16 protein-coding genes, 1 pseudogene and 1 riboswitch are annotated in these 25,929 nt (G+C 55.5%); of the genes and pseudogenes, 9 read left to right on the forward strand and 8 right to left on the reverse strand.

The window, feature by feature from the left end:
- Positions 1-378 precede the first annotated feature (378 nt).
- Positions 379-7,833 (forward strand): type I polyketide synthase, encoded by a 7,455-nt coding sequence (locus E6C51_RS11560; RefSeq protein ID WP_190236049.1) that lies wholly within the window; start codon positions 379-381, stop codon positions 7,831-7,833.
- On the forward strand, positions 7,830-9,149 hold the full coding sequence (locus E6C51_RS11565) for an aminotransferase class I/II-fold pyridoxal phosphate-dependent enzyme (RefSeq protein WP_190236050.1): 1,320 nt from the start codon (positions 7,830-7,832) through the stop codon (positions 9,147-9,149). Before E6C51_RS11560 ends, E6C51_RS11565 begins: the two co-directional genes overlap by 4 nt.
- A gap of 19 nt (positions 9,150-9,168) precedes the next feature.
- Here the strand turns inward: E6C51_RS11565 and E6C51_RS11570 are convergent, their stop codons facing one another.
- Together E6C51_RS11570 and E6C51_RS11575 are read right to left on the reverse strand one after the other, a co-directional pair.
- The gene (locus E6C51_RS11570) at positions 9,169-10,044 is read right to left on the reverse strand and encodes a lysophospholipid acyltransferase family protein (protein WP_190236051.1); all 876 of its coding nucleotides are present in this window, start codon (positions 10,042-10,044) and stop codon (positions 9,169-9,171) included.
- A 114-nt stretch (positions 10,045-10,158) separates the two neighbouring features.
- Positions 10,159-11,565 (reverse strand): cytochrome P450, encoded by a 1,407-nt coding sequence (locus tag E6C51_RS11575; protein WP_190236052.1) that lies wholly within the window; start codon positions 11,563-11,565, stop codon positions 10,159-10,161.
- Between the two features lie 274 nt (positions 11,566-11,839).
- Here E6C51_RS11575 and E6C51_RS11580 point away from each other — a divergent pair, with 274 nt between their 5' ends.
- On the forward strand, positions 11,840-12,997 hold the full coding sequence (locus E6C51_RS11580) for an aromatic ring-hydroxylating oxygenase subunit alpha (protein ID WP_146937997.1): 1,158 nt from the start codon (positions 11,840-11,842) through the stop codon (positions 12,995-12,997).
- Between the two features lie 10 nt (positions 12,998-13,007).
- Here E6C51_RS11580 and E6C51_RS11585 read toward each other — a convergent pair whose 3' ends face one another.
- Positions 13,008-14,111 (reverse strand): capsular biosynthesis protein, encoded by a 1,104-nt coding sequence (locus E6C51_RS11585; RefSeq protein WP_190236053.1) that lies wholly within the window; start codon positions 14,109-14,111, stop codon positions 13,008-13,010.
- Positions 14,112-14,560: 449 nt separating this feature from the next.
- On the opposite strand from E6C51_RS11585, the gene E6C51_RS11590 reads away from it, so the two are divergent.
- Complete coding sequence (locus E6C51_RS11590; RefSeq protein ID WP_146938025.1) at positions 14,561-14,764, forward strand: cold-shock protein; 204 nt, start codon at positions 14,561-14,563, stop codon at positions 14,762-14,764.
- A gap of 359 nt (positions 14,765-15,123) precedes the next feature.
- Positions 15,124-15,651 (forward strand): annotated as a pseudogene (locus E6C51_RS11595) (DDE-type integrase/transposase/recombinase).
- 141 nt (positions 15,652-15,792) lie between these two features.
- On the opposite strand, the gene E6C51_RS11600 reads toward E6C51_RS11595, so the two are convergent.
- The 5 genes from E6C51_RS11600 to E6C51_RS11620 are packed head-to-tail and all read right to left on the reverse strand — an operon-like array spanning position 15,793 to position 21,570.
- A complete protein-coding gene (locus tag E6C51_RS11600; protein ID WP_190236054.1) occupies positions 15,793-16,641 on the reverse strand; it encodes a fumarylacetoacetate hydrolase family protein in 849 nt (282 codons plus the stop codon).
- 33 nt (positions 16,642-16,674) lie between these two features.
- Positions 16,675-17,973, reverse strand: coding sequence for an MFS transporter (locus E6C51_RS11605; protein ID WP_190236055.1), 1,299 nt, complete (start codon positions 17,971-17,973; stop codon positions 16,675-16,677).
- Between the two features lie 50 nt (positions 17,974-18,023).
- Positions 18,024-19,601 (reverse strand): bifunctional 3-(3-hydroxy-phenyl)propionate/3-hydroxycinnamic acid hydroxylase, encoded by a 1,578-nt coding sequence (locus E6C51_RS11610; RefSeq protein WP_190236056.1) that lies wholly within the window; start codon positions 19,599-19,601, stop codon positions 18,024-18,026.
- Between the two features lie 27 nt (positions 19,602-19,628).
- Positions 19,629-20,522: a VOC family protein gene (locus E6C51_RS11615; RefSeq protein WP_190236057.1), complete on the reverse strand. Its 894-nt coding sequence runs from the start codon at positions 20,520-20,522 to the stop codon at positions 19,629-19,631.
- Positions 20,515-21,570, reverse strand: a complete 1,056-nt coding sequence (locus tag E6C51_RS11620; protein WP_210234997.1) for an amidohydrolase family protein — start codon at positions 21,568-21,570, stop codon at positions 20,515-20,517. Before E6C51_RS11620 ends, E6C51_RS11615 begins: the two co-directional genes overlap by 8 nt.
- Before the next feature lie 125 nt (positions 21,571-21,695).
- Between E6C51_RS11620 and E6C51_RS11625 the strand changes: the two genes are divergently transcribed.
- The 4 genes from E6C51_RS11625 (at position 21,696) to E6C51_RS11640 (ending at position 25,896) form a co-directional block, all read left to right on the forward strand.
- A complete protein-coding gene (locus tag E6C51_RS11625) occupies positions 21,696-22,409 on the forward strand; it encodes a GntR family transcriptional regulator (RefSeq protein WP_190236058.1) in 714 nt (237 codons plus the stop codon).
- 564 nt (positions 22,410-22,973) lie between these two features.
- A riboswitch (guanidine-I (ykkC/yxkD leader) is annotated at positions 22,974-23,083 on the forward strand.
- Between the two features lie 72 nt (positions 23,084-23,155).
- Positions 23,156-24,229, forward strand: coding sequence for a putative urea ABC transporter substrate-binding protein (locus tag E6C51_RS11630; RefSeq protein WP_146938009.1), 1,074 nt, complete (start codon positions 23,156-23,158; stop codon positions 24,227-24,229).
- Between the two features lie 66 nt (positions 24,230-24,295).
- Positions 24,296-25,114, forward strand: a complete 819-nt coding sequence (locus tag E6C51_RS11635) for an ABC transporter permease (RefSeq protein WP_190236059.1) — start codon at positions 24,296-24,298, stop codon at positions 25,112-25,114.
- Positions 25,111-25,896 carry an ABC transporter ATP-binding protein gene (locus E6C51_RS11640; RefSeq protein WP_190236060.1) on the forward strand — a complete coding sequence of 262 codons (786 nt, stop codon included), beginning with the start codon at positions 25,111-25,113 and terminating at the stop codon, positions 25,894-25,896. Before E6C51_RS11635 ends, E6C51_RS11640 begins: the two co-directional genes overlap by 4 nt.
- Positions 25,897-25,929: the final 33 nt, after the last annotated feature.

A 25,929-nucleotide genomic window follows, 5' to 3' on the forward strand; every position in this document is an offset into this window, starting at 1 on the left:
GTCAAAAACCGCGACGTCATCTATGCGTCCCGTCACCCATCCGTCGACTTCTCAAAGTTCATAAACATCGTCGCAAGCCCCGTCGGTATCGTCGCAGCCGCAACAACCGTCACAAATAATATGAAGTGATTGCTATTTTTTGATGGTTTAATATGAGTGGTCTTGCGACGTATATGGCAGTGAGGTGGTGGTTGCGTGACATTTGCGGCTGAACATCTTAAAATACTGTTTTGCAACACTGTAACATTGGCTCGGGGGAACCACGCTGTTCATTGTGTTGCGGAGCGGCCTATATACCGCTGTGTATCCTGTGGGTTTGTGGCACCACAATAATCGAGTTCGAGTTAAAGGCGTTTGATAATGAAGGATTTGGGGAACATGTCCGTTGTGGGTGAGGTTGCGGTCGTTGGAGCGGGCGCAAGATTACCCGGTGCCTCGGACGTCGCATCCTTCTGGAACGTCTTGAAGAGCGGCCGTAACACGGTCAGTGATACGCCAAAAGGCCGCTGGAGTGTGGGGCGCTTTCTCAGGCCGGGAGAGCCGCAACCCGGATTTGCCTATACCTTTGCCGGTGGCTACCTGGCCGATCCCTTTGCATTTGACCCTGCCCTTTTTGGCATTTCCCACCGGGAAGCCCGCCAGATGGATCCTCAGCAGCGCATGCTGCTGGAAGTGACCTGGAGTGCGCTGGAAGATGCAAATATCCCCGTTTCGTCCCTCAGTGGTCAAAATGTTGGCGTTTACATCGGTGCCTCGAATGTTGACTATCAAAGCAGTGCGACCCAAGATCCATCCTTGATGGAAAGTCACTATATGACGGGGAATTCCCTGTCTATCCTGTCCAATCGTCTGTCGCATGCCTTCGATTTGCGCGGTCCCAGCTTTACAGTGGATTCGGCCTGTTCATCATCTTTTGTTGCCTTGAACGAAGCGATGGCGGCGCTGAATGATGGACGGATTGATCTTGCCATTGTTGGCGGGGTCAATTTGCTGCTGTCGCCTGCTCCATTCGTTGGCTTTTCTCAAGCGCATATGCTGTCGCCAACCGGGCGTTGCCGACCGTTTTCGGAAGAGGCAGACGGCTATGTTCGCTCCGAAGGTGCGGTGGTCGTGGTTTTGCGCCGCCTGAAGGATGCGCGATCGGAAGGAAATGCGGTTCGCGGCATCCTGCTCGGCTCCAGCGCCAATTCGGACGGCTACACGCCCGGCATTTCGTTGCCATCCATGGATGGTCAGAAGCATCTTTTGCAGTCTCTCTATGCGGATCTCGGTCTGCATCCAGACAAGCTGGCCTTTGTTGAAGCCCACGGCACCGGCACAAAAGCGGGAGACCCGATTGAGGCTCGTGCCATTGGCGAAGCGCTGGGCATACACCGCAGCCGTCCCCTGCCAATTGGTTCTGCGAAATCAAATGTCGGGCATCTGGAATGTGTGTCCGGCCTGGTCGGGTTGTTGAAATCCTGCCTGTCTTTGCAAAACCATTTGCTGCCGCGTTCGGTGTTCAGCGAGCGGCTCAATGATGCAATCCCGTTTGCCGATATGAATTTGGCGGTCGCCCAGCAAGACGTAAAGCTCGAGCGGCAATCGGGCCAAGAGCGCCTCATTGCCGGGATTTGCAATTATGGCTTCGGCGGCACCAATGCGCATGTGGTGGTTGCCGAGGGTGATCCTGCCTTGAAGGACGTATCGGTTGCTGACCACGCCAGGATGGAGCATTCCAAGGCAGATGCGCCGCAGGTGATTGCGATTTCGGCGGCCACCAAAGAAGCACTTAAAATCAGATCCGCTCAAATTTCGCAGGTTCTGGCCAATGGTGCGAGGGTTGAAGATGTTGCCAGTGCCCTTGGCCACAGGCGCGATCTTCTGCCTCATCGTCTTGTGGTGCCGATTTCGACCCCGGCTGCGGTCTCTGCAAGCCTCCAGGCTGTTGCCGAAGATATGCCCGTTCAGCGTGGAGTTGCTACCGCTGCGACGTGGGAAAAATCGCCGGCTGCTTTCGTCTTTACCGGCAATGGCTGTCAGTTTCGGGAAATGGGCCAGCTGGCCTATAAAAAATCCAGGATCTTTCGCGAGGAAATTCTGGAGATCGATCAGATTTTCAAACCATTGTCCGGCTGGTCCATTGCGGAAACCATTGAACATGGCGTGGAGCCGGAGCGGCTGGCCCTGACATCAATCAGCCAGCCGCTGATTTACGCTATCCAGTCGGCGTTGGTGACGACTTTGGCGCGCTTTGGCATAAAGCCGGACGTGGTGTTTGGCCACAGCATGGGCGAAGTTGCCGCCGCCGAAGCCTGCGGCGCGCTGAGCCGCAAAGAGGCTGTCAAGGTTATCTATCTGCGCAGTCACCATCAGGAGCATGTGCGTGGCCACGGCACCATGCTGGTGGTGGCGACAACGGAGACACGAGTTGCCGACCTGCTGGAGCAATCGGCGATCAACGGCGTCGAGATTGCTGCGATCAACGGTCCAAATTCGCTCACGGTTTCTGGGCCGAGCGAGGCGCTTTTGCGTCTTGCCAAGGAATGCAGCAAAAACAAAATCGCCACGGTAAAACTGGATATTCAATATCCATTCCACTCCTCAGCGCTGGATCCGTATCAAGACGATCTTGTCAAGGATCTCACGGGCATTGTGGCAGGCCCGTCATCCATTCCCTTCCTGTCCACGGTTGTTGGCGCGGAAATCGACGGCGAACAACTGACCGGCCATTATTGGTGGCAGAACATTCGCAATCCTGTGCAGTTCCGTCTCGCCACGGAAAAGGCTTTGGAGCGGCATATCCATTGCTTCGTGGAAATTGGACCAAAGCCTATTCTCTCCGGTCCGATCAAGGACACCCTGCGCGCTCACGCCACCGACAGCCAGTTCATGAGCACGCTGTCTGACAAGGATCAGGCCGACGCTGATCCGATCATGCAATTGATTTCCCGTTTTATCGCCATGGGCATGAGCTTTTCAATGGAAGCGGCCTTTGGCACAAAGCGCCCAAGCCGGGTTTCAATCCCGCCCTATCCGATGCAGCGCAACGACTTCACGCTGGGTGGCACGTCGGAAGGTTTGCTGGCGTTTGGCAAAATGACCAAGGCACCCAAACGCCATGCCCTTTTGGGCGATCGCATGGCGTCGGGTTCGCCAGAATGGCGGAGCCTGCTTGATCCGGCAATTCTGCCGTTTCTCGAGGATCATCAGGTCGATGGCGCGGTGGTTGTTCCAGCCTCCGGCCTTGTTGAAATGGCCTTGCAGGTCGGGCGCGAGATCTATGGCGACAAGCCGTTTGAGGTGAGCGAGCTCGACGTTTTCAAGGCGCTGGCCATCATGCCGGGCGAAATCCGTGAAGTGTCGACCATCTGGGCAGATCAATCTCAGGGTGTTGAGATCTGGAGCCGCAAGCGGTTTTCCACCAACAGCGAAGATTGGATTTTGCACGCGCGCGGCACCATCGCAACGCTGTCGTCGCGCAAGGCGGAAGCACTTCTGCCACCCGTGGCCGATCAGATCATCCGCAATTCCCACGCGGAGGTCTATGAAGAAGCCACCCGCGCCGGATTGGAATATGGACCCAAATTCCGCCGGGTTGAAAGCATTGAGCGCGATGACGTGACCACGGATTCACGCCTGTCAACGCCGGATGCTGTGCCGGAACACAGCCTTGATTATATGCTGCATCCAATTTCTTTTGATGCCGCCCTGCATGGCTTGTTCATCTCGCGTCCGCAAAAAGACGGTGAAACCAAGGCTTACATGCCGGTTCGCATCCGCAATGTTCGGGTTTGGGAGCCGGGTGTTGCCATCTGCCGCTCGATTACTCTTTTGACCAACGAGACCGAACGTTTCAAGACGGTGGCGGTGTCCTTGTTCAGCGCCACAGGTGCGCTGGTTGCTTCTGTTGATGCGGTGGTGTTGCGCGCTGTCTATCTGTCGCGGGCGACCATACCGGATCGCACTTTCCGCACGGAAATTGTCGCTCTTCAGCGCCCCGATCTGTCCGCGTCATTTGCAGCCGTTCAGGCCAGCATGAAAGCGCGGCCTGTGACAGAGGCAGCACCTTGGCTGCTCACCCGCGCGTTCTGTGTGTCTCTGGCCCAAACCATTTTGCGCAATCTGGCCCAGGATGGTGCGGAAGGCTCTCCTGAAGATTTTGTAAAATCGGGTCATATCGTGCCAGAAGCGGTGCATTATCTGACCGCGCTTAATCAGGTTCTGTCCGAATTCGTCACAACCTCCGATTCTGAGGATGGCAAAGATATGGCTCTGGCAATGGGGCTACCATCGCCCCATGCTTTGCTTGCCACGCTTATCAATCGCTTTCCGGCTGCCAATATGGAAATCCGGCTTGCTGCCGATGCGCTGGAACATGCCGAGCGATTTATCCGCACGGGTCAACAGCCAGCAGCCACCTCATGGCTGCTTCAGCGGTTTGAATCCGAGACATGCCTCGCCGCACCGGCAGTGCGTGCGCTTGCGGATGTTTTGACGCAACTTGCTGGCGCAAGCAGCCAGCCCTTGCGTGTGTTGGCTCTGGAGCCTTTTGGTCCGGGCCTTGCCAAGGCGCTTGCCGAGCTTGCAGATGCTGGCCGGATTGAAGTGACATTCTGTAGCAAGACGGCCGCCGACATTGATGCACAACGGCAGGAATTCCGCGCGGATTCGTTGATCAACCGTCTTGTTTTGAAGGATGAAATCGAAGAGCAGCCGGTGGCATTCGACGTTCTTGTCAGCTTTGCCGCCTCGCTGGTTGCTGGTGATGATCGTGGCCTGTTCACGCAGGCCCTTGGCCTGATGAAAACCGCGGCCCCCATCGTCATTGCCGCACCGGGAACAGATTCCACTCTCGACATGCTTCGTGGTTTGTGGAGCCCGTGGCTTGAGCCAATGTCGAGCGGCGAGGTTGCCGGGCGCACGCCGTCGGTGGAGGCGGTGAAACGCCAGCTGCGCAAAATCGGCGTTGAAAATATCGATAGCTGCGCAACGGATGATGGCCAGGGCAATATCGTGTTTGGCCGCGCACCCGTTCGTGAATTTGACAAGGCGGTTCTCGAAAATCTCTCTGATGTCGGCAGAATTGCTCTGGTTGTCGATCAGGGGCAGGCCTCTCTTGCGGCAGACTTCCTGCAATTCATCGAAACCATTGCAACTGGGTCGGAGCCGCAAGAGGCACTGCTTGGCTGGCTGGATCAGACTGGCGCCGATGAAGCCTTGACCTTGATTCTTGCGCCGCACGCTACCGAACATAATGCTCTCGATGAATTGGCGCATCGCATCGAATACCTGCGCGCGATTTTGGAATGTATCGAAGCGTCTGGCAAAACCGTTCGGCTTTTTGTGCTGACAGAGGCAATGACCGCCGATACGCAGACAAAATCCGGGCTGGAACGCGCCATCCAAGGCTTCGTTCGCGTCGCAATCAATGAATATCCAAATATCGACTTGCGCCTCATTCACCTGTTGCCCGGCGCGGATATCGAGGTCATTGCCAAGGTGATCGCTGTACCCGGACCCGAGAGGGAGTGGCAGATTGATGGAAACGGTGCATCCGTCTTGCGTGTGCGCCGAGGGATCATGCCGCCGAAGGCGTTGCAAGAGAACAATCGCAGTGTTCTGCGCTTTGAATATCCCGGTCGCCTAGACAGTTTTGTCTGGACGGTTGCGGAACGGCGCGAACTGGCGGTTGGCGAAATCGAGGTTCAGGTTGCTGCCGTTGGTTTGAATTTCCGTGACGTGCTGGTTGGTCTGGGCATTTTGGATGACGATCTGCTTGGTGCCGGTCTGACCGCAGCGTCGCTTGGCTTTGAGTGCTCTGGAAGAGTGTCGCGCATTGGCCCCGGTGTCTCGCGCTTCAAGGTTGGCGATCCTGTGATGGGCTTTGCCAAAGATGCATTTACCTCTCATGTCATTACGCCTGCATGGTATTTCCATCAGGCACCTGAGGGCATCAGTCTCGAAGCCGCCGCCACCATTCCGGTTGCGTTCGTGACGGCCTGGTATGCATTGGTCGAGCGCGCGCATTTGAAGAAAGGCGAAGATGTTCTGATCCATGGCGGGGCTGGCGGTGTTGGTCAGGCGGCCATCCAGATTGCCCGCAACATTGGCGCTCGCATTTTCACAACCGCGTCCAGCCCGATGCGCCAGCGCATTGCGCGTGTGGCGGGTGCTGACCTGTTGTTTGATAGCCGTCAGGAGCGGTTTGCAGACGCCATTCGCTCTGAATATGGCGGTGTGGATGTCGTGCTCAACTCTTTGGCGGGCAAGGGCATGCTTGAAAGCTTCAAGCTGATGAAGCCGTTTGGCCGCTTTATTGAACTCGGCAAGCGCGACTTCCTTGAAAATACCCCGCTTGGGCTGCGGCCATTTGTTCGCAATCTGCAATATTCAGGCGTCGATCTGGATGAATTGCTTGGCCACGATCGCGGTCTGGTTGAGTCCATGCTGGCGAAGATTTCTGAGGCCTTCAGCCGTCGTGAACTGGTGCCCCTCACCTATCAGGTGCTTGAAGGCTTTGAAGTGGGCCGTGCATTCCGTGCCCTTCAAGGCTCCGAACATATTGGTAAAATTGTTGTGCGCCCACCTGCGGCGGCGCGTGACGATGTTGATCAACTGGTGTTCACAGTAAAGCCGGGAACCTATGTGGTGATTGGCGGTGCTGGCGGCTTTGGCTTTGCCACGGCCCGCTGGCTGGCCAAAAAGGGTGCAACCAAACTCGTGCTGGCCTCGCGGCGCGGCGTGGTCGAGCCTGAGTTGCTGCCGCAAGTAAATGATATGCGCGCCCAGGGCGTTGAAGTCATCACCATGGCGCTTGATGTTCGCGATGCAGGTGCCGTCAATGCATTTGTCAACACGGTACGCTCCCGGCACGGCGAAATCCGTGGTGTGATTCACACTGCTGTTGCGCTTGATGATGGTCTGATCTCGGGCCTGACATCCGAGCGGTTGCGCGGTGTGCTGGGTGCCAAGGTTGATGGCGTGCTTAATCTGGATGCTGCTCTTTCCGATGTCGATCTCGATTTCTTCGTGGTCTATTCGTCGGCAACCACCGTGATTGGCAGTCCGGGCCAAGGTGCCTATGTGGCCGCCAATGCTTTCCTTGAAGGGTTCATGGAAAAGCGCCGCGCACTTGGAAAGCCTGGCCTTGCCATTGGCTGGGGTGCAATTTCCGATGCGGGCATTATCGCGCGCGACAAGAGCCTTGCCGATCGCCTTCGTCGGACCACCGGCGTTGTGGGCATTCGCGCATCGGAAGCGCTGGCGCAGCTTGGCCGCCTTTTGGCTCTTGGCAACGCTGCGGCACCGATCCAGTTCTACAGCAATATCTCGCCAAGCGAGGCTGCCGGAAAGCTCGCCTTGATCAACAGCCCGACCTATGCGGGTCTTGGTCTGGTTCGCGCGCAAGAAGGTGTTGAATCGGGAGACGATATCGCAACCGCCATTGCCGGTGAGACGCCCGAAAAGGCGCTGGGGATCGTGATCAAGATCATGCGTCGTGAGGTCGCTCAAATTCTGCGCATGCCGGAAAGCCAGATTGATAGCGACAGGCAGATGGGTGAATTGGGTCTGGATTCGCTGATGGCGCTCGAACTTCAGCTCGGCATTGAACGGCTGGCGGGTGTGCAGGTTCCGCTCGTGGGCATTAACAATCGCCGCCTTAGTGATGTGGCGGCCATGGTCTTGCATCATATGGGGGTCGATCTTGGCAGCAGCGAAGATGAAGACCTTGAACTTGATGATGCCATGCGCATGACGGAAATGCATGTGACCGACAGCGCAAGCACCGAAGAGATTGCCAGGATCAAAGCCCATATCAAATCGACATCACGTCTGGGAGCAGCGGAATGAGTTCAGAATACGATGCGCCGATCAGCGATCAGGCTTTTGACCAGATCATGAACTCCATGCGGACGCACAAGCCCGAAGCAAAAACCGGGGCTGTTGCAAAGAAGGTCGCGAAACCTCGCAGCAGCGGTTTTGAAACCCATCCTCTGTTCCAGCAGATGAAAATGCAGCGAGAATTTGCCGCTTTGTTGCAGATCAAGGATCCCTATTATCATCAGCACCAGCAAAAAGCGGGTGCAACATCAAAAATCGAAGGCAAGGATCTCGTCAATTTTGCCTCCTATGATTACCTCGGTCTCAATGGTCATCCCGAGATTCTGGAGGCTGTGGCCGAAGCCAACCAGCGTCTCGGCACATCCGTTTCTGCCAGCAGAATTAGCGCTGGCGAGCGCGATGTTCACCGCGATCTGGAGCTTTCGCTGGCTCGCATTTATGAGACGGATGATTGTATTGCCTATGTGTCCGGCCATGCGACGGCTGTTTCCACCCTCGCGACGCTGATGGGGCCGAAAGACATCATCATTCATGATGCGCTCATTCACAATTGTATTGTGGTTGGCGCGCAGCTTTCTGGTGCGGTTCGGCGCTTCTTTCCGCACAACGATCTTGCAGCGCTTGAGCGTATTCTCGAAGATGAACGGGACAGTTTCGAACGTGTGCTTATTGTCAGTGAGGGCCTGTTCTCCATGGATGGCGATGGCCCCGATCTTCAAAAGCTCATTGACATCAAGACCCGATATGATGCGATTTTGATGATTGATGATGCCCATGGGCTCGGCGTGCTCGGCGCAACCGGCCGCGGCATTTTTGAACATCAGAATGTGTCGCCCAAAGGCGTCGATATGTGGTTGGGAACATTGTCAAAAAGTCTGGTGAGTTGCGGCGGCTATGTTGCCGCGAACAGCTTGATCATCGACATTCTCAAGCACAATGCGCCTGGCTTCGTTTACAGTGTGGGCATGCCGGCAGGTGCCGCTGTTGCGTCAAAAGTGGCAATCGACATTATGTTGAGAGAGCCGCAGCGTGTGCAACGGCTTGCAAGTCTCTCGCGCCGCTTTTTTGATCGCGCCGAAGCAAGCGGTCTGGATCTCGGCAAAAGCTGGGGCATCGGCATTATCCCGGTTTTGATCGGTGATACCGTCAAAACATTGCGCTGCGCTGAGCGTCTGTTGCAAAACGGCTTCAACGCCTTCCCTGTCTTGCCGCCGGGTGTACCCGAAAAATCGGCAAGACTTCGTTTCTTTATCAATCAGACCCACACGGAAGAGCAGATCGATGCGGCTGTCGATGCGTGTGTGGACGCGATAAAGCGCGCCTGACACTGAAAATTTATAAGACTCACTCAATCGGATCGATTGCGTCGTCCAGAAAATACCACCGCTCGATATTGGCTTTAATAACAGGCTCAATCAGTCCGTTGAGAAAGGCCACATCATCGAGCGGGGTGGACGTTGATGCGTCCGGCATTTCGTGCACGGGGCACCAATGCATCACGAAGCGGCATTTTTCTTTGCGCTCAATATAGGTAACTGAAATGGCGCAATTGTATTTGCGTGCCAGTTTGGCGGCGATGGCAAGGTTTCCCTTGGTGTGAGGGGCGCGCCCGAACAGGGGAGCCATGGAACGGCCCTGCCGTGCCTCATCGGGGAAAATGGCGACCGCTTTATTGTCCTCCAACAGCCGCATCGCTTCTTGAAGCCCTTTGCGATCCGGTGTCAGCAATTGAAAGCCCAGCGTTTCACGCGTGTTGATGGCGATTTCCCTCTGCACCGCACTGGCTGGCGGGTCATAGAAGGTGGCAAATTTCAAGCCGACAGTTTGCAGACAGGCACCCGACGCCTCCCAATTGCTGATGTGCAGTGGCAGTGCAAGAAGCGGCCTTTTGCCAAAATAGGGCAAAATATGATCGACACCCTCGACAGAGGCGCGTCCCATACTTTTAATTCGGGGGAGAGCGGCAAATTCCCCCATGAATCTGCCGACATTATCGAGAAAGGTTTGAACGCCAGCCTCGATCTGCTCAGGTGTCCAATCGGGCCGATGGATGGCGAGATTGCGACGGGCACCGGCAAGAATTTCTGGCCGATTGAAACGCACATTGGTGCGCACCAGAAAACTGCCAAGATCCGAACTCATATCGACGGGCAGGCGGCGCATCAGATTATAGGCACCCCGCTCCCACGCTTCCGTTGCTTTTTGCGCGAAACTCTTCATGAAATCTCTCTTTTTAGAGTTTGTCAGGGAAAAGTGGAATCCGGTTTTCCCGAAGAGACAAACGAAAACAAAGAATGTTAGACGCTGTCAGGTTCAATCTGAACCTGACAGCGTCTAACGCCGCACGACGGTCACAGGCAGGCCGCCCTCGGGCCGCAAGGTCAATCTGCAAACGGGTGTCACTTTATAGCCCTTACGGATACGCACTTTGAAATTTTGCGCCAGAATGGCAAGGCACAAGACGGCTTCCGCCAGTCCGAAATTCATGCCGGGGCAAATGCGTGGCCCCGCAGAAAAGGGGATATAGGAGTAAGGCTCAGGCTTGGCGCCGTTTAAAAAGCGCTCAGGCATGAAATGGGTCGGCCGATCCCAAAGATCTTTGGCCCGATGAAGCAGCCAGGGCGCAATCATGATCAAAGCCCCCTTTTCAACCGGGATATCCTCGATCATATCCGCCTCTTTTGCCTGCCGGGGCAGTAAGGGCACTGGCGGATAAAGCCGCATGGCTTCCATGACAATGGCCTGACACCAGTCAAGCTGATCGAGATCAGCCAAGGTTGCGGGCCGATCACCACACACGCGGTGCAATTCTTCGTGCAGCGCCTCTTCGACCCAAGGTGAATTGGCCAGAAGATACCATATCCAGGTCAGCGTGGTGGCCGTTGTTTCATGACCGGCCATGAAAATGGTTGCCGCCTCATTGCGCAGTGCCGTCACATCAAGCCCAAGTTCGGGGTTGCGCTTATTGCGCTTCACCAACAGGTCAACCATCGAGCCCGCATCGCCGCTTCCTTCGAGGTGGGCGTTGACCACATCCTCAATCACCTTATGCACCTGATGAATAGCTGTGCGGCGGGCGGGTGTCAGACGCAGCGCGCTCCCCTCGTCGTTGCCGAGGAAATATCCCAGATTGAAGCTGTCGATTGTCTTTTGATAAAGGGTAAAGCCATCAATGACCTGGCGTGCGGCGGCGGCACCCAGATTGCGGCCAAACACCGCACGGCTGATGATTTCAGCCGTCAATTCTGCCATTTCGCCAACCATCTCAAATTCATGACCATCGGGCAACGCCCGCCAGCGCTCGGCCAGCGCAAGTGCAACCGCTTCCATGCTGGGGGCAAATTCAGGCAGGCGCTTCTTTGCGACAATATCGGCCACCAAAGGCCGCCGCCTTTGCCACGTTGCGCCATCGCTGATGAAAAGCCCATCGCCCAGAAGCAACTCCAGAGCCCGCCGCATCTGCGGGCTCTTTCGCTCATAATTGTCGTGCTTTGTGGCAAAGACATATTTGACGCTCTCGGGCGTATTGGCAAATACCACTTGCCGTCCGAGAATCTTGAAGGTGTCGAGGCCTGACTGATAATATTCCTCAACCCAATTGCCAATCAGGCTATAGCGTGCGCCCAGCACAATCTTCATGATATTGGGGTCTTTTTTCAAAGGCAGCGGATGCGCCGCTTCGAAAAAATCGTCACCCCGATTTTCAATGACCGGAGCGGGATTGTATAAGCCAAAATACATTGAGACACCGAACAAATGCTTTGCCGCGCCCATTTGCGCCAGGACCAATTCATGCTCTCTATAATGGGATCAATGGGCATTGTCATTTCAGAACATCAATCTTGATCAACTTTTACTGATAAACCGGTTGGGACCGTGGCGCGAACAATACACGGCTGGACAATCACACTTCGATGGAACTTGTCTCTGGAAATTGGTGTTCTTTTGGTGGAATATAAATCTTATATTCAAGCAATTTACCGCGATGCGGTAAGCAATAGGCAGGCGGTTTCATTTGCAGCAACACTCTCACGGAAATACCGCCACCTGGGTCGCCGCCGCTGTTTCCAAGCAAGCGTTCGATCATGAGCAGGAGCAGATTTCAAAAGTCTGGAACCTGGTTGGGTATCTGTCCGACATTCCAAAGACCGGCGACTGGTTCACCACCACGCTTGGACAATATTCAATCTTCGTCCAGCGCGATGAGGACCGTATTGTTGCCTTTGAGAACAAATGCGCCCATCGATTTTATCCCCTGCGCAATGCCAAAAAAGGCAATGGTCCTATCGTCTGTGGTTTCCATCATTGGCGCTTCAATATGAGCGGCGAGGCCATCGGCATCCCCAAGAGTATTGCTCTGTTTGGCGGCAAACCGCGCGAGGTTTGCAAAAGGCTCACCACGCTGGAGGTCGAAACCTGCGGCGAGTTGATTTTCGCGCGTTTTCCCAATCCCACCCATCAGGAAACATTGGCGGAATTTCTTGGCGACGGTTATGGGTTGATTGCCGCCCTTGGCTCACCACGCATCAAGCCTTACCGCTTTGAGCAGGATGTGCCAACCCATTGGAAATTTCTGCATCACATCAGCCTTGACGATTACCATCCGGTGGCCGTCCATCCCGATACATTTGGTAAAAATGGTTATCTCAAGCCGGAAACCGTGCAGTATTTCCGGTTTGGGCGCCACAGTGCGTTTTTTCACACCTCTGAGACGGTCTCGCTTTCTGAAGTCTCGGCAGCCTGCGCCGACAAGACGTTTCAGCCAAGGCACTATATGATCGTCAATATTTTCCCGAATTTCTTGATTTCCTGCTATGATGCCAAGGATATATTTGGCGTCAACCATTGGTATGCCAGCGCAATACGCTATAGAGCGCTCTCGCCCAGCAGAACCATGGTGGAAAGCTGGCTATACCCCACCCTTTTTGATGAGGCCAAGACGCGCATGAGCATTGCTTTGCGCCCGATGGTCGATCGCTTCATGCCGCCTATTGTTGCCTTTTTCGCCAAAAAAATCATGCGGGAAGACAATGAAATCTGTGCCGGCCTGCAAGCAACGGCTCATCAAATTCGCGAGGAGCAACTTCTGGGCGCTTTTGAGCACAGAATTGGCTGGTTTGAGGAGGCCTATGCGGATCTGCTTGGCCATGAAGCGCCGCCCAGCCACGAATAAAGCCTGAGGCTCAGAAGCGCTTATCTCGCCGTGTCTTGTCGAACACGCCGATGTCCTTTGCCTTTTTCATGCGGGCTCGAGCGGCAGATTCCGCATCTGGCAGGGCAATCAGATCATCTTCCAGTCTTTGAATGATGGTTTTGATGGCAGCCTCCCTGCCCTGCTTGTCGTAAAAACTGCCTTTTATCTGGATTGTTGCGGCCAGAAGCTTGATAAAATCATCACGCAGGCTGGTATCGATTGCCTCCGGCGCTTGCCAGAACGTGTCGAGACCTGCCTGATGGGTCATGCCGGGAATGTCGTAAATTGCGATTCCCAACACTTTCATGGGACAATCGACGCGAAGAGCGTGAAGACCAACAGTCGAGTTGACTGTCACACAGCCTTTGGCCACTCTCAACATGGCATAGAGATCGCCACCATCGATGCAGACAACCCGATCACCGATACCATGGGTTTGGGCGGCTTTTGCAATCCGTGCAGGCCAATTCTCCCCGCCATTGTCATGCGGGTGCTGCTTGAAAACCAGCTTTGCTTCAGTCGCCGCATGGGTCGCAAAAGAGGCAACAACGAGATCAATCATTTCGCCAAGGTGGCGAAAGGGCGAATTGTCTTTTATTTGTTTGTCGCCCTGAAGCTGCAACGCGACGACAAAAAAATCGTGACCTTCGCGGATCAAATCGTCAGTGATGGCATTTGCCTGCGCATTGCGTTCTGCCTTGCCAAACAGGTGGTAAAGCCCCGTGAAGTTTTCGGCAAAAAGATCGTAATAGCGGCCGGATTTGTAGAAGGGAAATAGCGGTCGGTAGAGATAGTTGAAACCATGATACATGATTTCATTGAATATTTCCCATGCAAACCCATGGCGATAGCGGGTTTCCAGATCAACGTCCGGGCAGGTTTTGGCCAATGCGCGAATATCGTCGGGCCTGGCCGGGAAGAAGGAGAAGACGCCCATGCCCCATCGTTCAAAGGTGATCCAGTCGGGCCGCAAATAGCCATTTTCGATGGCGATGGCATTCACGCCAAGCTCGCGACACACATCCTGAGCCACAACGTGATAGGGCTGACGGTCTGCATAATACAGGACATCGGTGATCTTGTTCTTGAGCATGAAATTTCTCAGGAACGCGGCCCAGCGTGAAAAGCGACCGCGATAACTGACTCCTCCCCTTCGAAACCACCAGAGCTGATCTCCCAAAGCGACATGAATTTTGAAAGTGCTGTGTCCGTTTTTTTCAAGTGCATTGGCCAGATCGCGCCAGAACGCACTGGTTGGCCCTTGTAAAAATAGAACTCTGCGTGTCGATGCCATGTCATTCGCTGTCATTGAGATCGATCTGTTCGATCATTTGAAAAAGAGCGTGTTCTTTGCACCAACCTGATACCCGAGTCTGAAAAAAAGCGAAGAGCTATAGAGCAACACCAACAATTTTTACGGCCATAATCTGATTTAGAAGGCCCGGATTGAGGGAAATGGCATCGCATACGTTGATTGGTGGCGACTCTCGTTGTAGGTTGCCGCCGCGCGCGAACATGCCGCGAGATCTAAAAGGAACTAAAATGGCGACCGGTACGGTTAAGTTTTTCAATGATGAAAAGGGCTTTGGCTTCATCACCCCCGAAAATGGCGGCACGGATGTGTTCGTTCACATCTCTGCTTTGCCGCAGGGTTCTTCGCTCAGAGATGGCGACAAGGTTAGCTTCGAAATCGGCCAAGACCGTAAAACCGGCAAGTCCAAGGCCGAGAACGTAAGCATCCTCTAAGCATAGAACATGTGCTAGTTTGTTTGTGAATTCGGGCAGGTTAGTAGTGTTTCGAGGCTGGCAGATTTTATCAATGAATCTGCCGCCTCAGCTTTTAAGTTTGCGGTGTCTTTCACCGCTGAAAATATCTAAAACGTGCGTTGTGGCTCCACGCGAAAACTGTCGCTTTCGCCGGGAGCAAGCTCCAAAGGCCAGCAAAGTCTCGGCAAGCTCCTTGCCAAGATTGTTGAGCGAAAGCCGATAGCAGGTCAGTGCGGATTGGCCATCATTTCATAAAGGTTCCTCTGCAATCCTTCTGCTCACCTGAGGGCGTCATAGGTGTCATCAGATTTCCAGATTACAGACCGAGCTTTGCGCGTATGATCAGTTTCAAAGGCAGCCATTACCCGAAGACGTGATTTTGTACGCGGTGTTTTTCTACATCCGATATGCCGTTTCGTATCGTGAGCTGGAAGAGATTATGACGGAGCGCGGCCTCAAAGTCGATCATGCGACATTGAACAGATGGGGTGTGAAATATTCACCCCTGATAGCCCGTGATGCCCATTGGCGGAAATCAACGACCAACAGCGCGTGGCGAATGGACGCGACGTGCATCAAGATCAAGGTTAAGTAGACCTATCTCTACAGAACGGTGCCAACCTTGCCGGATTGCAAAACATGAACTGGTTGTTGCTGTTCCACGCCTGGTTCCGGCTGATCGAGATTATCCAGATCAAATATCTCAACAACATCATTGAGCAGGATCATCGATTTATCAAGAAGCTGACGCTACCGATGAGGGGCTTCAAATGCTTTTATCAGCATCGGCTAGATTGGATGGAATCGAGGTCGCCGATATGATCAGAAAGGGCAAATTCCAAACAGTAGACCCCTCCGCCTTTTAGCAATTTGCTGCACTCGCTGCATAACTGCGCCCGGCGATAGCCACACCGGCGATCATTTCAAAAATTTGCGACGGATCCATATCGGGTTCCAGTCAAAAACTGAAACCCGAACTCTTAACGGACGGAGGGCGTAGAGCCGCGTTAAGCGGCCTCATCCTCAATTGGATTACGCAGGATGCCGAGCTTGTCGATTTCCACTTCAACGATATCGCCGGGTTTCATCCACAGTGGCGGAGTGCGCTTTGCGCCAACGCCACCGGGGGTTCCGCTGACGATCACGTCGCCAGCTTCGAGCCGGGTGAAGGTCGAGCAATATTCGATCTGGCGGGCAATATCGAAAATCATCTGCCCAAAGGTGGCTTCTTGCACGACCGTGCCGTTCAGGCGCGTTTGCAGACGCAGATCGTCAAGCGGTCCCAATTCGTCCGGTGTCATCATCCATGGTCCGAATGCACCCGTATCGGGGAAGTTCTTGCCCGGTGTGAACTGGTGGGTGTGGCGCTGAAAGTCGCGTATGCTGCCATCATTGTAGCAAGCATAGCCGGCCACATGGCTCATGGCATCTTCTTGTGAGATATAGCGACCTGGCTTGCCGATGATCACCGCCAGTTCGCCTTCGTAATCGAGGTCTGTGGACACTTTGGGCCGGATGATGGGCTGAAGATGGCCGGTTTGGCTATTGGCATAACGGGCAAAAATGGTGGGGTTTTCCACCTCGGAACGCCCGGTTTCCTTGCGGTGCATTTCATAGTTCAGCCCGACGCAGAGGATTTTGTCTGGATTGCCAATCACCGGCAACCATGTGACGGCATCCAGCGGTGTGGCGACAGCGGAGGCCGCAGCCTCGGCCACGCCATCAAGACCTGCGGTCACAGCGGCTTTGAGGTCGGCGTAACGGGTTTTGAGAACGGTGCCGACATCCAGAAATTCATCGCCTTTAACGATGCCCCAAGTGGTTTTTCCGGCAATGCTGACGGTGGATAATCTCATTATGCGTCTCCTGTCATGAGAAGGAAGAAGCCTTCAGGCTTCCTGTGTGCGTGTGGAAAAACGGGTGAGTTGGCCAAAGCGCGCGATGGTGCGTTCCGGGAAAATCAGGGCGAAGGCAGAGACCGCGCCGATCAGCAGAATGCCAGCAGTAAACAGCATGGCATTGTCATAGCCTTGAGTGAGGTGCTCCGGGCCTGCGGCCTGTACAATCATGCCAGTGACGGCATTGGAGGCGAGGCCCGAAATGGCGTTGGCAGAATAGATCACCACAATCAGACGTCCGCGCTGAACCGCAGGTGCAACGGCACCCAGCGTGATCGGGCCATAAATCGTCGTCAGGCTCGGTGCTGCAAAGGCAATGGCCACCAGCGCCAGCTGCAAGGGACCGCTGGTGTAGACCGAGCCAACCAGTGCCAGTCCAGCGAACAACAGGGCATAGCCGGAGGCACTGCCAAGGGCTGTGCGTTTGCTGACGCCTTTTTGCAGCATGCGTTGGGCAACCCAGGAGCCAAGCAGCAGAAGCGGCGATTGGAAGATATAGACCGCCGAAATGATCGAGCCGGTCTGGCTCTGCGAATAGCCAAGCCCCTGTTGCAGGAAGGGCGGAAGCCATGTGGCCGACATGCCGACAATCCAATAGGACATGGTGGACATGATGATCACACCGATGACAGTCGGGTCGAGCCAGAGATTGCGGGCAGGCACAGGCGCTTGATCGCTCAGACCTGTCTCTTTGTGGCTTTCCTTGGCATAGGGGCCTTCGCCACCCACCATCAACCAGCAGGCAATCCACACCAGACCAATCACGCCACAAAACAGGAAGCCAGAGCGCCAGCCGTGGTTGACGATGATATAGGTGAGGATCGGGCCACCCGCCAAAAGGCCAACGCTGATGCCTTGCACGACAATGGCGCTCGGCACGCTGCGCTTTTGTGGGTGAAACCAGTTTTGGCAGGCATGCAACGCCGTTGGCAGGCCGGGGCCTTCACCAAGACCGAGCAGAATACGGCAACCGATCAGAACGGTGATGGAGCTGCTGAAGAAGATCGGAATCTGTGACACCGACCAGATCAGGGCGAGGATGACCAAAATCCATTTGACGGGAATGCGACCAATCACAAATAGCCCGACAAGCACGCCGGAAATGGAGAACAACAGGAAGAAACTGCTGCCGATCAGACCGAATTGCTGGGGGGTAATGCCCAGTTCCTTCATCATCGGCACGGCAGAAAGACCAAAGACGAGCTTGTCGAAGAAATTCAACGTCTGGAACAGAAAAAGCATCAGCAGGACCATATAAGGTCTTAAAGTGCCCGGTGTTGTTTCGGTCATGATTTCCTCCCAGAACCGATGGATGACAAGGTGAAGTGGTGTCACGCCTCTCAAGCGAGGCGCGTTTGCAGGTCGTCTAAATGTTGACGAAGGGTTGGGATGTCCGCAGCTCCGGCAAAGACATAGTGATCGGGCCGCACAAGAGCTGCGATGGTGCCGTGGCGATCAAACCAGTTGGCGAGTACGCCGTCCTTTTCATGCATCACGCCGTCGCTGACATCGGCTGAACCAGCAGCAGCAATCGTGCAGACTGTGATGCCTTGAGCGGTTTGCGCCAGTGCTTGCGCGTCGTCCGAAGACACTTTTCGACCATCCAGTAGCAGCCGCCAGTCATGGCCGATCACGCGGTCGAGCAGCACCGTTTCTCCATAGGCAAGAATGGCTGGTTGCGGAAATAGCAGGCCACGGCCCGGCGCGCCTTCTGCACCAATCAGGCCTTCCTCGATCGGCGGCACGATTTCCTGGCGGGTGATGGTCGGCGGCTGGCCGCCGCCTTCGCTCAGAATGCGGGCATCGCGCTCGGCAGCAACACTCGGGTCGCGCTCACAAATCATCTGCCCAATGGCCTTGATCTTGCCGGTCAGGGTGCGGACATGACGCTTGCGCTCCGTGGTATAGCTTTCCAGCAGGGCATCCGAGGACTGACCTTTGAGAATGCGGTCCAGTCGCCAGACGAGGTTGGACACATCGCGAAGGCCCTGACACATGCCCTGCCCAATGAAAGGCGGTTGCTGATGGGCCGCATCGCCTGCAATGATCACCCGCCCGCGCCGCCAGTCGTGGGCGACAAGCGCGTGGAAGCGATAGGACGCCGCGCGCCACAAATCGCCATCTTCGGGTGCCAGCCAGGGGGAGAGAAGCTGCCAGACATTCTCCGGATTTTCCATCTCGCGACCGTCTTCGCCCGGCAGCAGCATGATTTCCCAGCGGCGGTGGTTTTTTGGGCCAATGATAAAGCTGGTCGGGCGGGCCGGATTGCAAAATTGCGCCGAGGTTTGCGGCAGTTTTTCAAGCGCTGCATCGTGCACCTGCACATCCACCACCAGCCATGGCTCGTCAAACACCAGATCTTCCAGCACGATACCAGCAAGCTGGCGCACGGTGCTGGAAGCACCATCACAGCCGATGGCGTATTTTGCCGCCACATTGCGCACTTCGCCCTCGCTGCTGCGTAGCGTTGCAACTACCTCATGGCCGGTGTCGGTGAGGTCAATCAGTTCTGTGCCAAGTTCAATGGTCACCGTGTCCAGACTGTCCGCATGACGGCGCAGCACCTGCTCTACCGGCGGCTGGGTAAAGACCATGCTTGGCGTGTAGCCGAGCGGATAAGGCTCAGGCACCATATCAATTCGGCGAATGAGCTGGCCTTGCGCGCCATAATGCTGGGACGCCGTGAAGGGTGCCACAAAGGGCAGCACATCCTCGGCAATGCCCATATTGTCAAAATGCCGCAGGATTTCGTGGTCAATGGCAATGGCGCGGGGCTTTTCATAAATGCCGGTCATGCGGTCAATGACCAGCACGGAATGGCCGCGTTGCCCGAACATGCTTGCTGCCACAGCACCAGCCGGACCAAATCCCACAATCAGGACATCATAACGGTTTGTAATTTCGTGTTTCGTGTTCACGGAAAATGCCTCTGCAAAGGATAAGGATCAGACACCGGCAAAGCCGACGGAAAGCTGGGCTTTTTTGCAAGCCTCGCTCTTGGGCGGCGCAATGCCCCAGTGATCGGTGCGACCGGGGGGCCAGACCCATTCATCCGGGCCTTTGAAGCGGTAAGTGTCATCCACCTGCAAGACCTCGGCGGTGTATTCCACCACCACGCCGGTGGGGTCGACAAAATAGGCAAAGACATTGTCGCCGGGACCATGTCGCCCAACACCCCAGCCAATTGAATGACCATGATCCACCACGCGGCCCGAGCCACGCATGACGGATTCGAGATCCGGCATCAAAAAGGCAATGTGGTTGAGGCCATTCACCGAGGCTTCGGCCAGCACCACGGCATGGTGGTCATCATTGCAGCGCAGGAAGGCCATCATTTTTGAGCGGTCGGTCAACTGAAAACCGAGCGCATCCTGATAGAAGGTGGAGAGCGCCTCAATCTGGCTGCTGTTGATATTCACATGCGCCAATCGCTGCACCTGATTGGCAACAGCCTTGCCTTCTTTGCGCAGGTCGCCATGCACAAATTCGATCACGCAGCCTTGCGGTTCACGCACCACAAACCGTTGCCCGCCCGAGGGGGCGTCGGCTGGGCCAAGCGGGCGCATCACGGTGCAGCCAGCGGCCTGGCATTTGTCGAAAAGAGCTGCCAGATGCTCTGAAGAAGCAGCTCGGAAGGTGACCTTGCGAAGCTCCGCCTTGTCGCCAGCCTTCAGCTCCAGCACATGAAAATCATCGCCGGTGGCGGCGAGATAGACCTTGCCGTCGCTTTCCGCCGCAACGGTGAGGCCCCAGACCTCAGTGTAAAATGCAACAGATCCGGCAAGATCGGGCGTGGACAGCTCTACGCTGCGCAGGGCAGTAATGGGGAATTCACGCATTTGTCGTCTCCTCAAGAGCCAGGAACGTCAGCGCATTGGCAAAGGTCAGACGCTCCCGTATGTCCGCATCGGCAAAGGCGGCCTCGATACTGGACAAGGGTGTTTTATCTCGAAAATTGAAGGGGTAATCGGTGCCGATCATCACCTTGTCGGTGCCGAAGACCGAGACAACTCTTTTCAAAGTCTCGACATCAAACACCAGCGTATCGGCATAGAGACGGCGTGCCTGCACGGATGGCGGCTCAACCAGCGCCTCCTTGAGGGCCGGAAATGTTGAATATCCCTGCTCCAGCCGAGGCAGAAGCGATGCCAGCGTGCCGCCGCCATGGCTGAAGGCAATCCGCAATGCTGGAAACAGCGACAAAAGATTGCCGGTAATCACGGATGCTGCTGCAAGTCCGACATCGGTTGGGTAGGCCAAAACCTGCTGCAAAGGCGCAGGGCCAACCAGCCGGTCCATGCCCGCAGGCCGCACGGCATGAACAAAAACGGCAGCCCCCAGCTTTTCAGCCTCTGCAAAGAACGGATGAAAGCGCGGATCGCCGATGGCAACACCATTGATATTGCTGCCGATTTCCACACCTCGAAAGCCAAGCTGCATAATGCGGTGCAGTTCTGCAATGGAGCGGTCGATATCCTGAAGCGGCACACCGCCGAGGCCGATAAAGCGTCCACGACCCTCATTGACCAAAGCGGCAATCACGTCATTGACATGGCGGGTCAAATGGTCGGCGGCTTCTGCCTCGATCCAATAGCCAAACAGCTCTGGCATGGGCGACAGCGCCTGAATCTGAATGCCAGCCTTATCCATCTCTTCAATGCGGCGCTCTGCCACCCAGCAGGCGTCACTGATGGTGCGGTATGGCTTGTCATCGATCACCACGGTTGCGTGGCAGTCCACCACTTCGGTCATGGACGGCCAGCCTTTTAACGCTTTGCCGCCGGGTGCCGCTGGAAAGCTGGACGGCACCACATGGCAGTGAACATCAATGCCCGTACATCCGCAGCCGCGCCGGTACAGTCGCGGCATCCTCCCTGTTTCAGCCATCCTATCCTCCATCACTTGGGGATAGTGGTAATATACAAAATTTCGCTCGTAAAGATAAAATTTATAAATTTTATTTGTTCGGCGATTGTGTATATAAATAACCAAGTGTGATCAGCGGGATTTTCATGGACGTCGAACTCATCAACAAAGGGGCGGAAAGCCCGGCAACGCTGGCAACCAGCATCTATGAGCGGCTGAAAGCGGATATCCTGTCCACGGTGCTTGAGCCGGGTCGCAAGTTGCAATTGCGCTTTCTGATGCAGCAATATGAGGCAGGTCAGACCCCGTTGCGGGAGGCGCTTAATCGGCTGTCCACGGAAGAACTGGTGATCGGCAAGGAACAGCGTGGCTTCTTTGTCAAACCGATTAGTCTGGAAGAGTTGCGCGAACTGACCAAGACCCGCTGTTGGGTCGAGGGGTTGGCACTGCGCGAATCCATGGCCAACACCACGCCCAATTGGGAAGAGGAATTGCTGGTGGCCCATCACCGGCTGGAGCGCACGCCGCGCTCTCTCAACCCCGACCATTTCGAGGATAACCCGGAATGGGAGCGGCGGCACCGGGCTTTTCATGCGCTATTGATTGGCCGATGCGGCTCACGCCCGCTGATCGGCTTTTGCGAACAGCTTGCCGATCGGCTGTTTCGCTATCGTGCTCTGTCCATCCGCAAGGCTTTTCGCGAGCGCAAGGTCAGTGATGAGCACACGCGTATCCTGAAAGCTGTTCTGGATCGCGATGTGATGAATGCTGTTGACCTGCTTCAACAACATTATGAGCGCACTGCCATTATCATAGAGAATGATCTTCAACACACGGACGCCACTCTTGTTCAAGAGTGAGAGTGATGGGTTTCTTGCTAAAAATTTGCCGGTTAAGGGCCTCGGATCGTGATGACTGCATCTTCTGACTGATTCATGCCCGGGCGGAAATACCCGGCAAACTCGGTTTTGTCGCAAATTTTCGGACCATTTGCAGGCAAGGCTATCGCTAGACACATTTATGCGGCGAATTGTTGAAATGCTGGTTGACCCCTGGTGGAAAACTGTTGCTTGTGGTGGTTCCGCTGCAAACTTTCTGCTCACCTGATGGCGTCATAGGCGTCATAGGCGTCATCAGATTTCCAGATTACAGACCGAGCTTTGCGCGTTTTATAAAACGCACGGCGCTGTAATGTTACAGCGCCCTTGCCGATCATCGGACCTGCTTGACCACGCAACAGGCCGTCATTTCACCGAATTCGCTCCCGGATCGTCCGGTCAAATAAGCGGGTGCTGCAGAGCAAAAAATGGGCGTTCCGCACAACAGACGGGCAAACCGGAGATTCCACCTGTAACGCTGAAAAATTCAAATCATTGATTCTAAATCATATTATCATCTGGCACGCATATTGCTTTGATTGTTTCAGAGTTGGCGGCTAGGGTTCCGGTGTTCATCATGAACATGCTGGTCCGAGAGCTGCCACCGCCAGGGACGCATCCTGGTGAGTGCACGGCGGGACAAAAGCCCGGGAGACCTCGTTAGCCAAGGGATTGGCGGCGTTGGTCTATGCCGATCCCTTTTTGGAAATGACAAAAGGGGAATACCAATGCAGACTTTCAAAAAATTCTTGTCCATCACCGCTCTTTCCGCATCGCTCGCACTGGCCGCCTTCGGCCCTGCAGATGCCGCCGCAAAGAAAGAGTTCAAGGTCGCCTGGTCGATCTATGTCGGCTGGATGCCCTGGGGCTATGCAAACGACCATGGCATTGTGAAAAAATGGGCTGACAAATACGGTATCAAGATCGATGTCACCCAGTTCAACGACTATGTCGAATCCATGAACCAGTTTACCGCTGGTGCCTATGATGCCGTAACGCTGACCAACATGGATGGTCTTTCCATCCCTGCCGCCGGTGGCGTCGACACGACTGCCGTCATCGTTGGCGACTTTTCCAACGGCAATGATGCCGTGATCCTCAAAGACAAGGACAAGCTTGCCGATATCAAGGGACAGAATGTCAATCTGGTCGAGTTCTCGGTCTCGGAATATCTTCTGGTCCGCGCACTCGAAAGCATCGGCATGACCGAAAAGGACGTGAAGGTCGTCAACACCTCCGACGCCGATATGGTCGCTGCCTACAAGACCCCGGATGTAACCTCAGTCGTCACCTGGAACCCGCTCGTGTCCTCCATTCTGGAAGAACCGACAGCCCATAAGGTTTTCGATAGCTCGCAAATCCCCGGTGAAATCCTCGATCTGATGGCTGCCAATACGGCCGTGCTGAAGGACAATCCGGATTTCGGCAAGGCGCTGGCTGGCATCTGGTATGACACGATGAAGGCGATGATGGCTGGTGATGAGGCTGCAAAGACGGCCCGCACCGAAATGGGCAAGGCCTCCGGCACCGATCTCGCAGGCTTTGATGCGCAGCTTGCCGCCACCAAGCTCTTCGACAAGGCGGCAGACGCCGAAGCCTTCACCGCGTCGCCGCAACTGCCGAAGACCATGGATCTTGTTCGCAACTTCCTGTTCGAAAAGGGCCTGCTTGGCAATGGCGCGAAGTCAGCCGATGCCATCGGCATTGAAATGCCGGACGGCTCGGTGCTCGGTGACAAGGCCAATGTGAAGTTCCGCTTCACCACCACCTACATGGACGCTGCCGCCAAGGGCACGCTCTGATCCTGAAAACGGTTCTGGCCGGGCGATTGTCGCCCGGTCCCGCCAAATCAAAGACAGGGGAAGAACATGCGCTGGATCAATACGCGGCCAAGCAGCGGCGCGCGGCTTGCCTTGGCAGTATTGCCGTTTGCAGCCGTGCTGGTGGCCTATGTCATCGGCTCGGCAGAACGGCTGGCCGTCAATCCGCAGGATAAATTGCTGCCAAGCTTTGCAGGCTTTGCCGACGCCATCAATCGCATGGCCTTTCTGCCGGATGCCCGTTCAGGCGAGTATCTCTTGTGGCTGGATACGGGTGCAAGCCTCACCCGGCTGTTCTCGGGCCTTGGCATTGCGGTCGCCATTGCTCTCGTGATTGGTATGCTCATTGGCATGTTGCCGGCCATGCGGGCATTTCTAGCGCCCTTTGTTGCAACCATTTCCATGGTGCCGCCGCTGGCGCTTCTGCCCATTCTCTTCATCATTATGGGGCTTGGCGAAGCCTCCAAGGTGGCGCTGATTGTCATTGGAGTGACGCCGATCATGGTACGTGATCTGGCACTCACCGCCATATCGCTGCCGCGCGAACAGATCATCAAGGCCGAAACGCTCGGCGGCAATTCCTGGCAGATTGGGCTGCGCGTCGTGCTGCCGCAAATCCTGCCGCGCCTGTTCAATTGCCTGCGTCTGCAGATCGGCCCGGCCTGGCTGTTTCTGATTGCAGCGGAGGCCATTTCCTCTGATGCCGGTCTTGGCTATCGCATCTTTCTCGTTCGCCGTTATCTCGCCATGGATGTCATCTTTCCTTACGTCATCTGGATCACGCTTCTGGCCGTGACCACCGACTTTCTGCTTGATCGGCTGCGCATTGCCATCTTCCCCTGGTCCGAACTGGAGAAGAACGCATGAGCGCGCTGACAATAGAAAATGTGTGGAAGGAATATGGCGACCAGATCGTGCTTGAGGATATTTCCATCGAGATCGAATCCCGCGCCTTTGTCGCCCTCGTCGGCCCGTCGGGTTGCGGCAAGACGACATTCCTGCGGATGCTGCTCGGTCAGGAACAGCAAACTCGCGGCACCATCCTTATCGATGGCACGCCCTTGCCCCGCGAGCCGGGACCAGATCGCGGCGTTGTTTTCCAGCGCTATTCGGTGTTCCCGCATCTGACAGTTCTCGGCAATGTGCTGATCGGCAAGGAAATGCTGGCTTCGCCTTATTCGGGACGCCTGTTTGGCGCGGCCCGAAAGCAAGCCGCCGAAGAGGCGCGTGCGCTGATTGCCGAGGTGGGTCTTGAACATGCGCTGGACAAATATCCAGCCCAGCTTTCAGGCGGCATGCAACAGCGGCTGGCGCTTGCCCAGGCGCTGATCATGAAGCCGAAAGTGCTGTTGCTGGATGAGCCCTTTGGGGCGCTTGATCCGGGCATCCGGGCTGAAATCCACACGCTGATGAAACGGCTTTGGCATGAAAACCCGATGACGGTGGTGATGGTGACGCATGACATGCGCGAAGCCTTCACGCTTGCCACCCGCGTCATTGCCTTTGAGCGTTTGCGCGACCGGCCGGAAGAAAAGATCCGCTACGGCGCCACCATCAGCCGCGACATTCCCATCTGGCCACCCCGCATTGCGGGCATGGCTTCCCTCATTCGGCCAGACCGGGACGGCCCGGTTACACAAGGTCAATAGCTGGGACGGCCCGGCCAACTGAAACGAAGGAGA

This window comes from Gillisella terrae, from assembly GCF_004801395.1.
In the GTDB taxonomy this organism is placed as follows: Bacteria; Pseudomonadota; Alphaproteobacteria; order Rhizobiales; family Rhizobiaceae; genus Allorhizobium; species Allorhizobium terrae.

What these genes read in the sequence shown, in the direction of transcription:
- E6C51_RS11560 (WP_190236049.1), top strand. Translation starts at nt 379, where the DNA reads ATGTCCGTTGTGGGTGAGGTTGCGGTCGTTGGAGCGGGCGCAAGATTA.
- E6C51_RS11565 (WP_190236050.1), top strand. Translation starts at nt 7,830, where the DNA reads ATGAGTTCAGAATACGATGCGCCGATCAGCGATCAGGCTTTTGACCAG.
- E6C51_RS11570 (WP_190236051.1), bottom strand. Translation starts at nt 10,044, where the DNA reads ATGAAGAGTTTCGCGCAAAAAGCAACGGAAGCGTGGGAGCGGGGTGCC.
- E6C51_RS11575 (WP_190236052.1), bottom strand. Translation starts at nt 11,565, where the DNA reads ATGTATTTTGGCTTATACAATCCCGCTCCGGTCATTGAAAATCGGGGT.
- E6C51_RS11585 (WP_190236053.1), bottom strand. Translation starts at nt 14,111, where the DNA reads ATGCTCAAGAACAAGATCACCGATGTCCTGTATTATGCAGACCGTCAG.
- E6C51_RS11590 (WP_146938025.1), top strand. Translation starts at nt 14,561, where the DNA reads ATGGCGACCGGTACGGTTAAGTTTTTCAATGATGAAAAGGGCTTTGGC.
- E6C51_RS11600 (WP_190236054.1), bottom strand. Translation starts at nt 16,641, where the DNA reads ATGAGATTATCCACCGTCAGCATTGCCGGAAAAACCACTTGGGGCATC.
- E6C51_RS11605 (WP_190236055.1), bottom strand. Translation starts at nt 17,973, where the DNA reads ATGACCGAAACAACACCGGGCACTTTAAGACCTTATATGGTCCTGCTG.
- E6C51_RS11615 (WP_190236057.1), bottom strand. Translation starts at nt 20,522, where the DNA reads ATGCGTGAATTCCCCATTACTGCCCTGCGCAGCGTAGAGCTGTCCACG.
- E6C51_RS11620 (WP_210234997.1), bottom strand. Translation starts at nt 21,570, where the DNA reads ATGGCTGAAACAGGGAGGATGCCGCGACTGTACCGGCGCGGCTGCGGA.
- E6C51_RS11625 (WP_190236058.1), top strand. Translation starts at nt 21,696, where the DNA reads ATGGACGTCGAACTCATCAACAAAGGGGCGGAAAGCCCGGCAACGCTG.
- E6C51_RS11630 (WP_146938009.1), top strand. Translation starts at nt 23,156, where the DNA reads ATGCAGACTTTCAAAAAATTCTTGTCCATCACCGCTCTTTCCGCATCG.
- E6C51_RS11635 (WP_190236059.1), top strand. Translation starts at nt 24,296, where the DNA reads ATGCGCTGGATCAATACGCGGCCAAGCAGCGGCGCGCGGCTTGCCTTG.
- E6C51_RS11640 (WP_190236060.1), top strand. Translation starts at nt 25,111, where the DNA reads ATGAGCGCGCTGACAATAGAAAATGTGTGGAAGGAATATGGCGACCAG.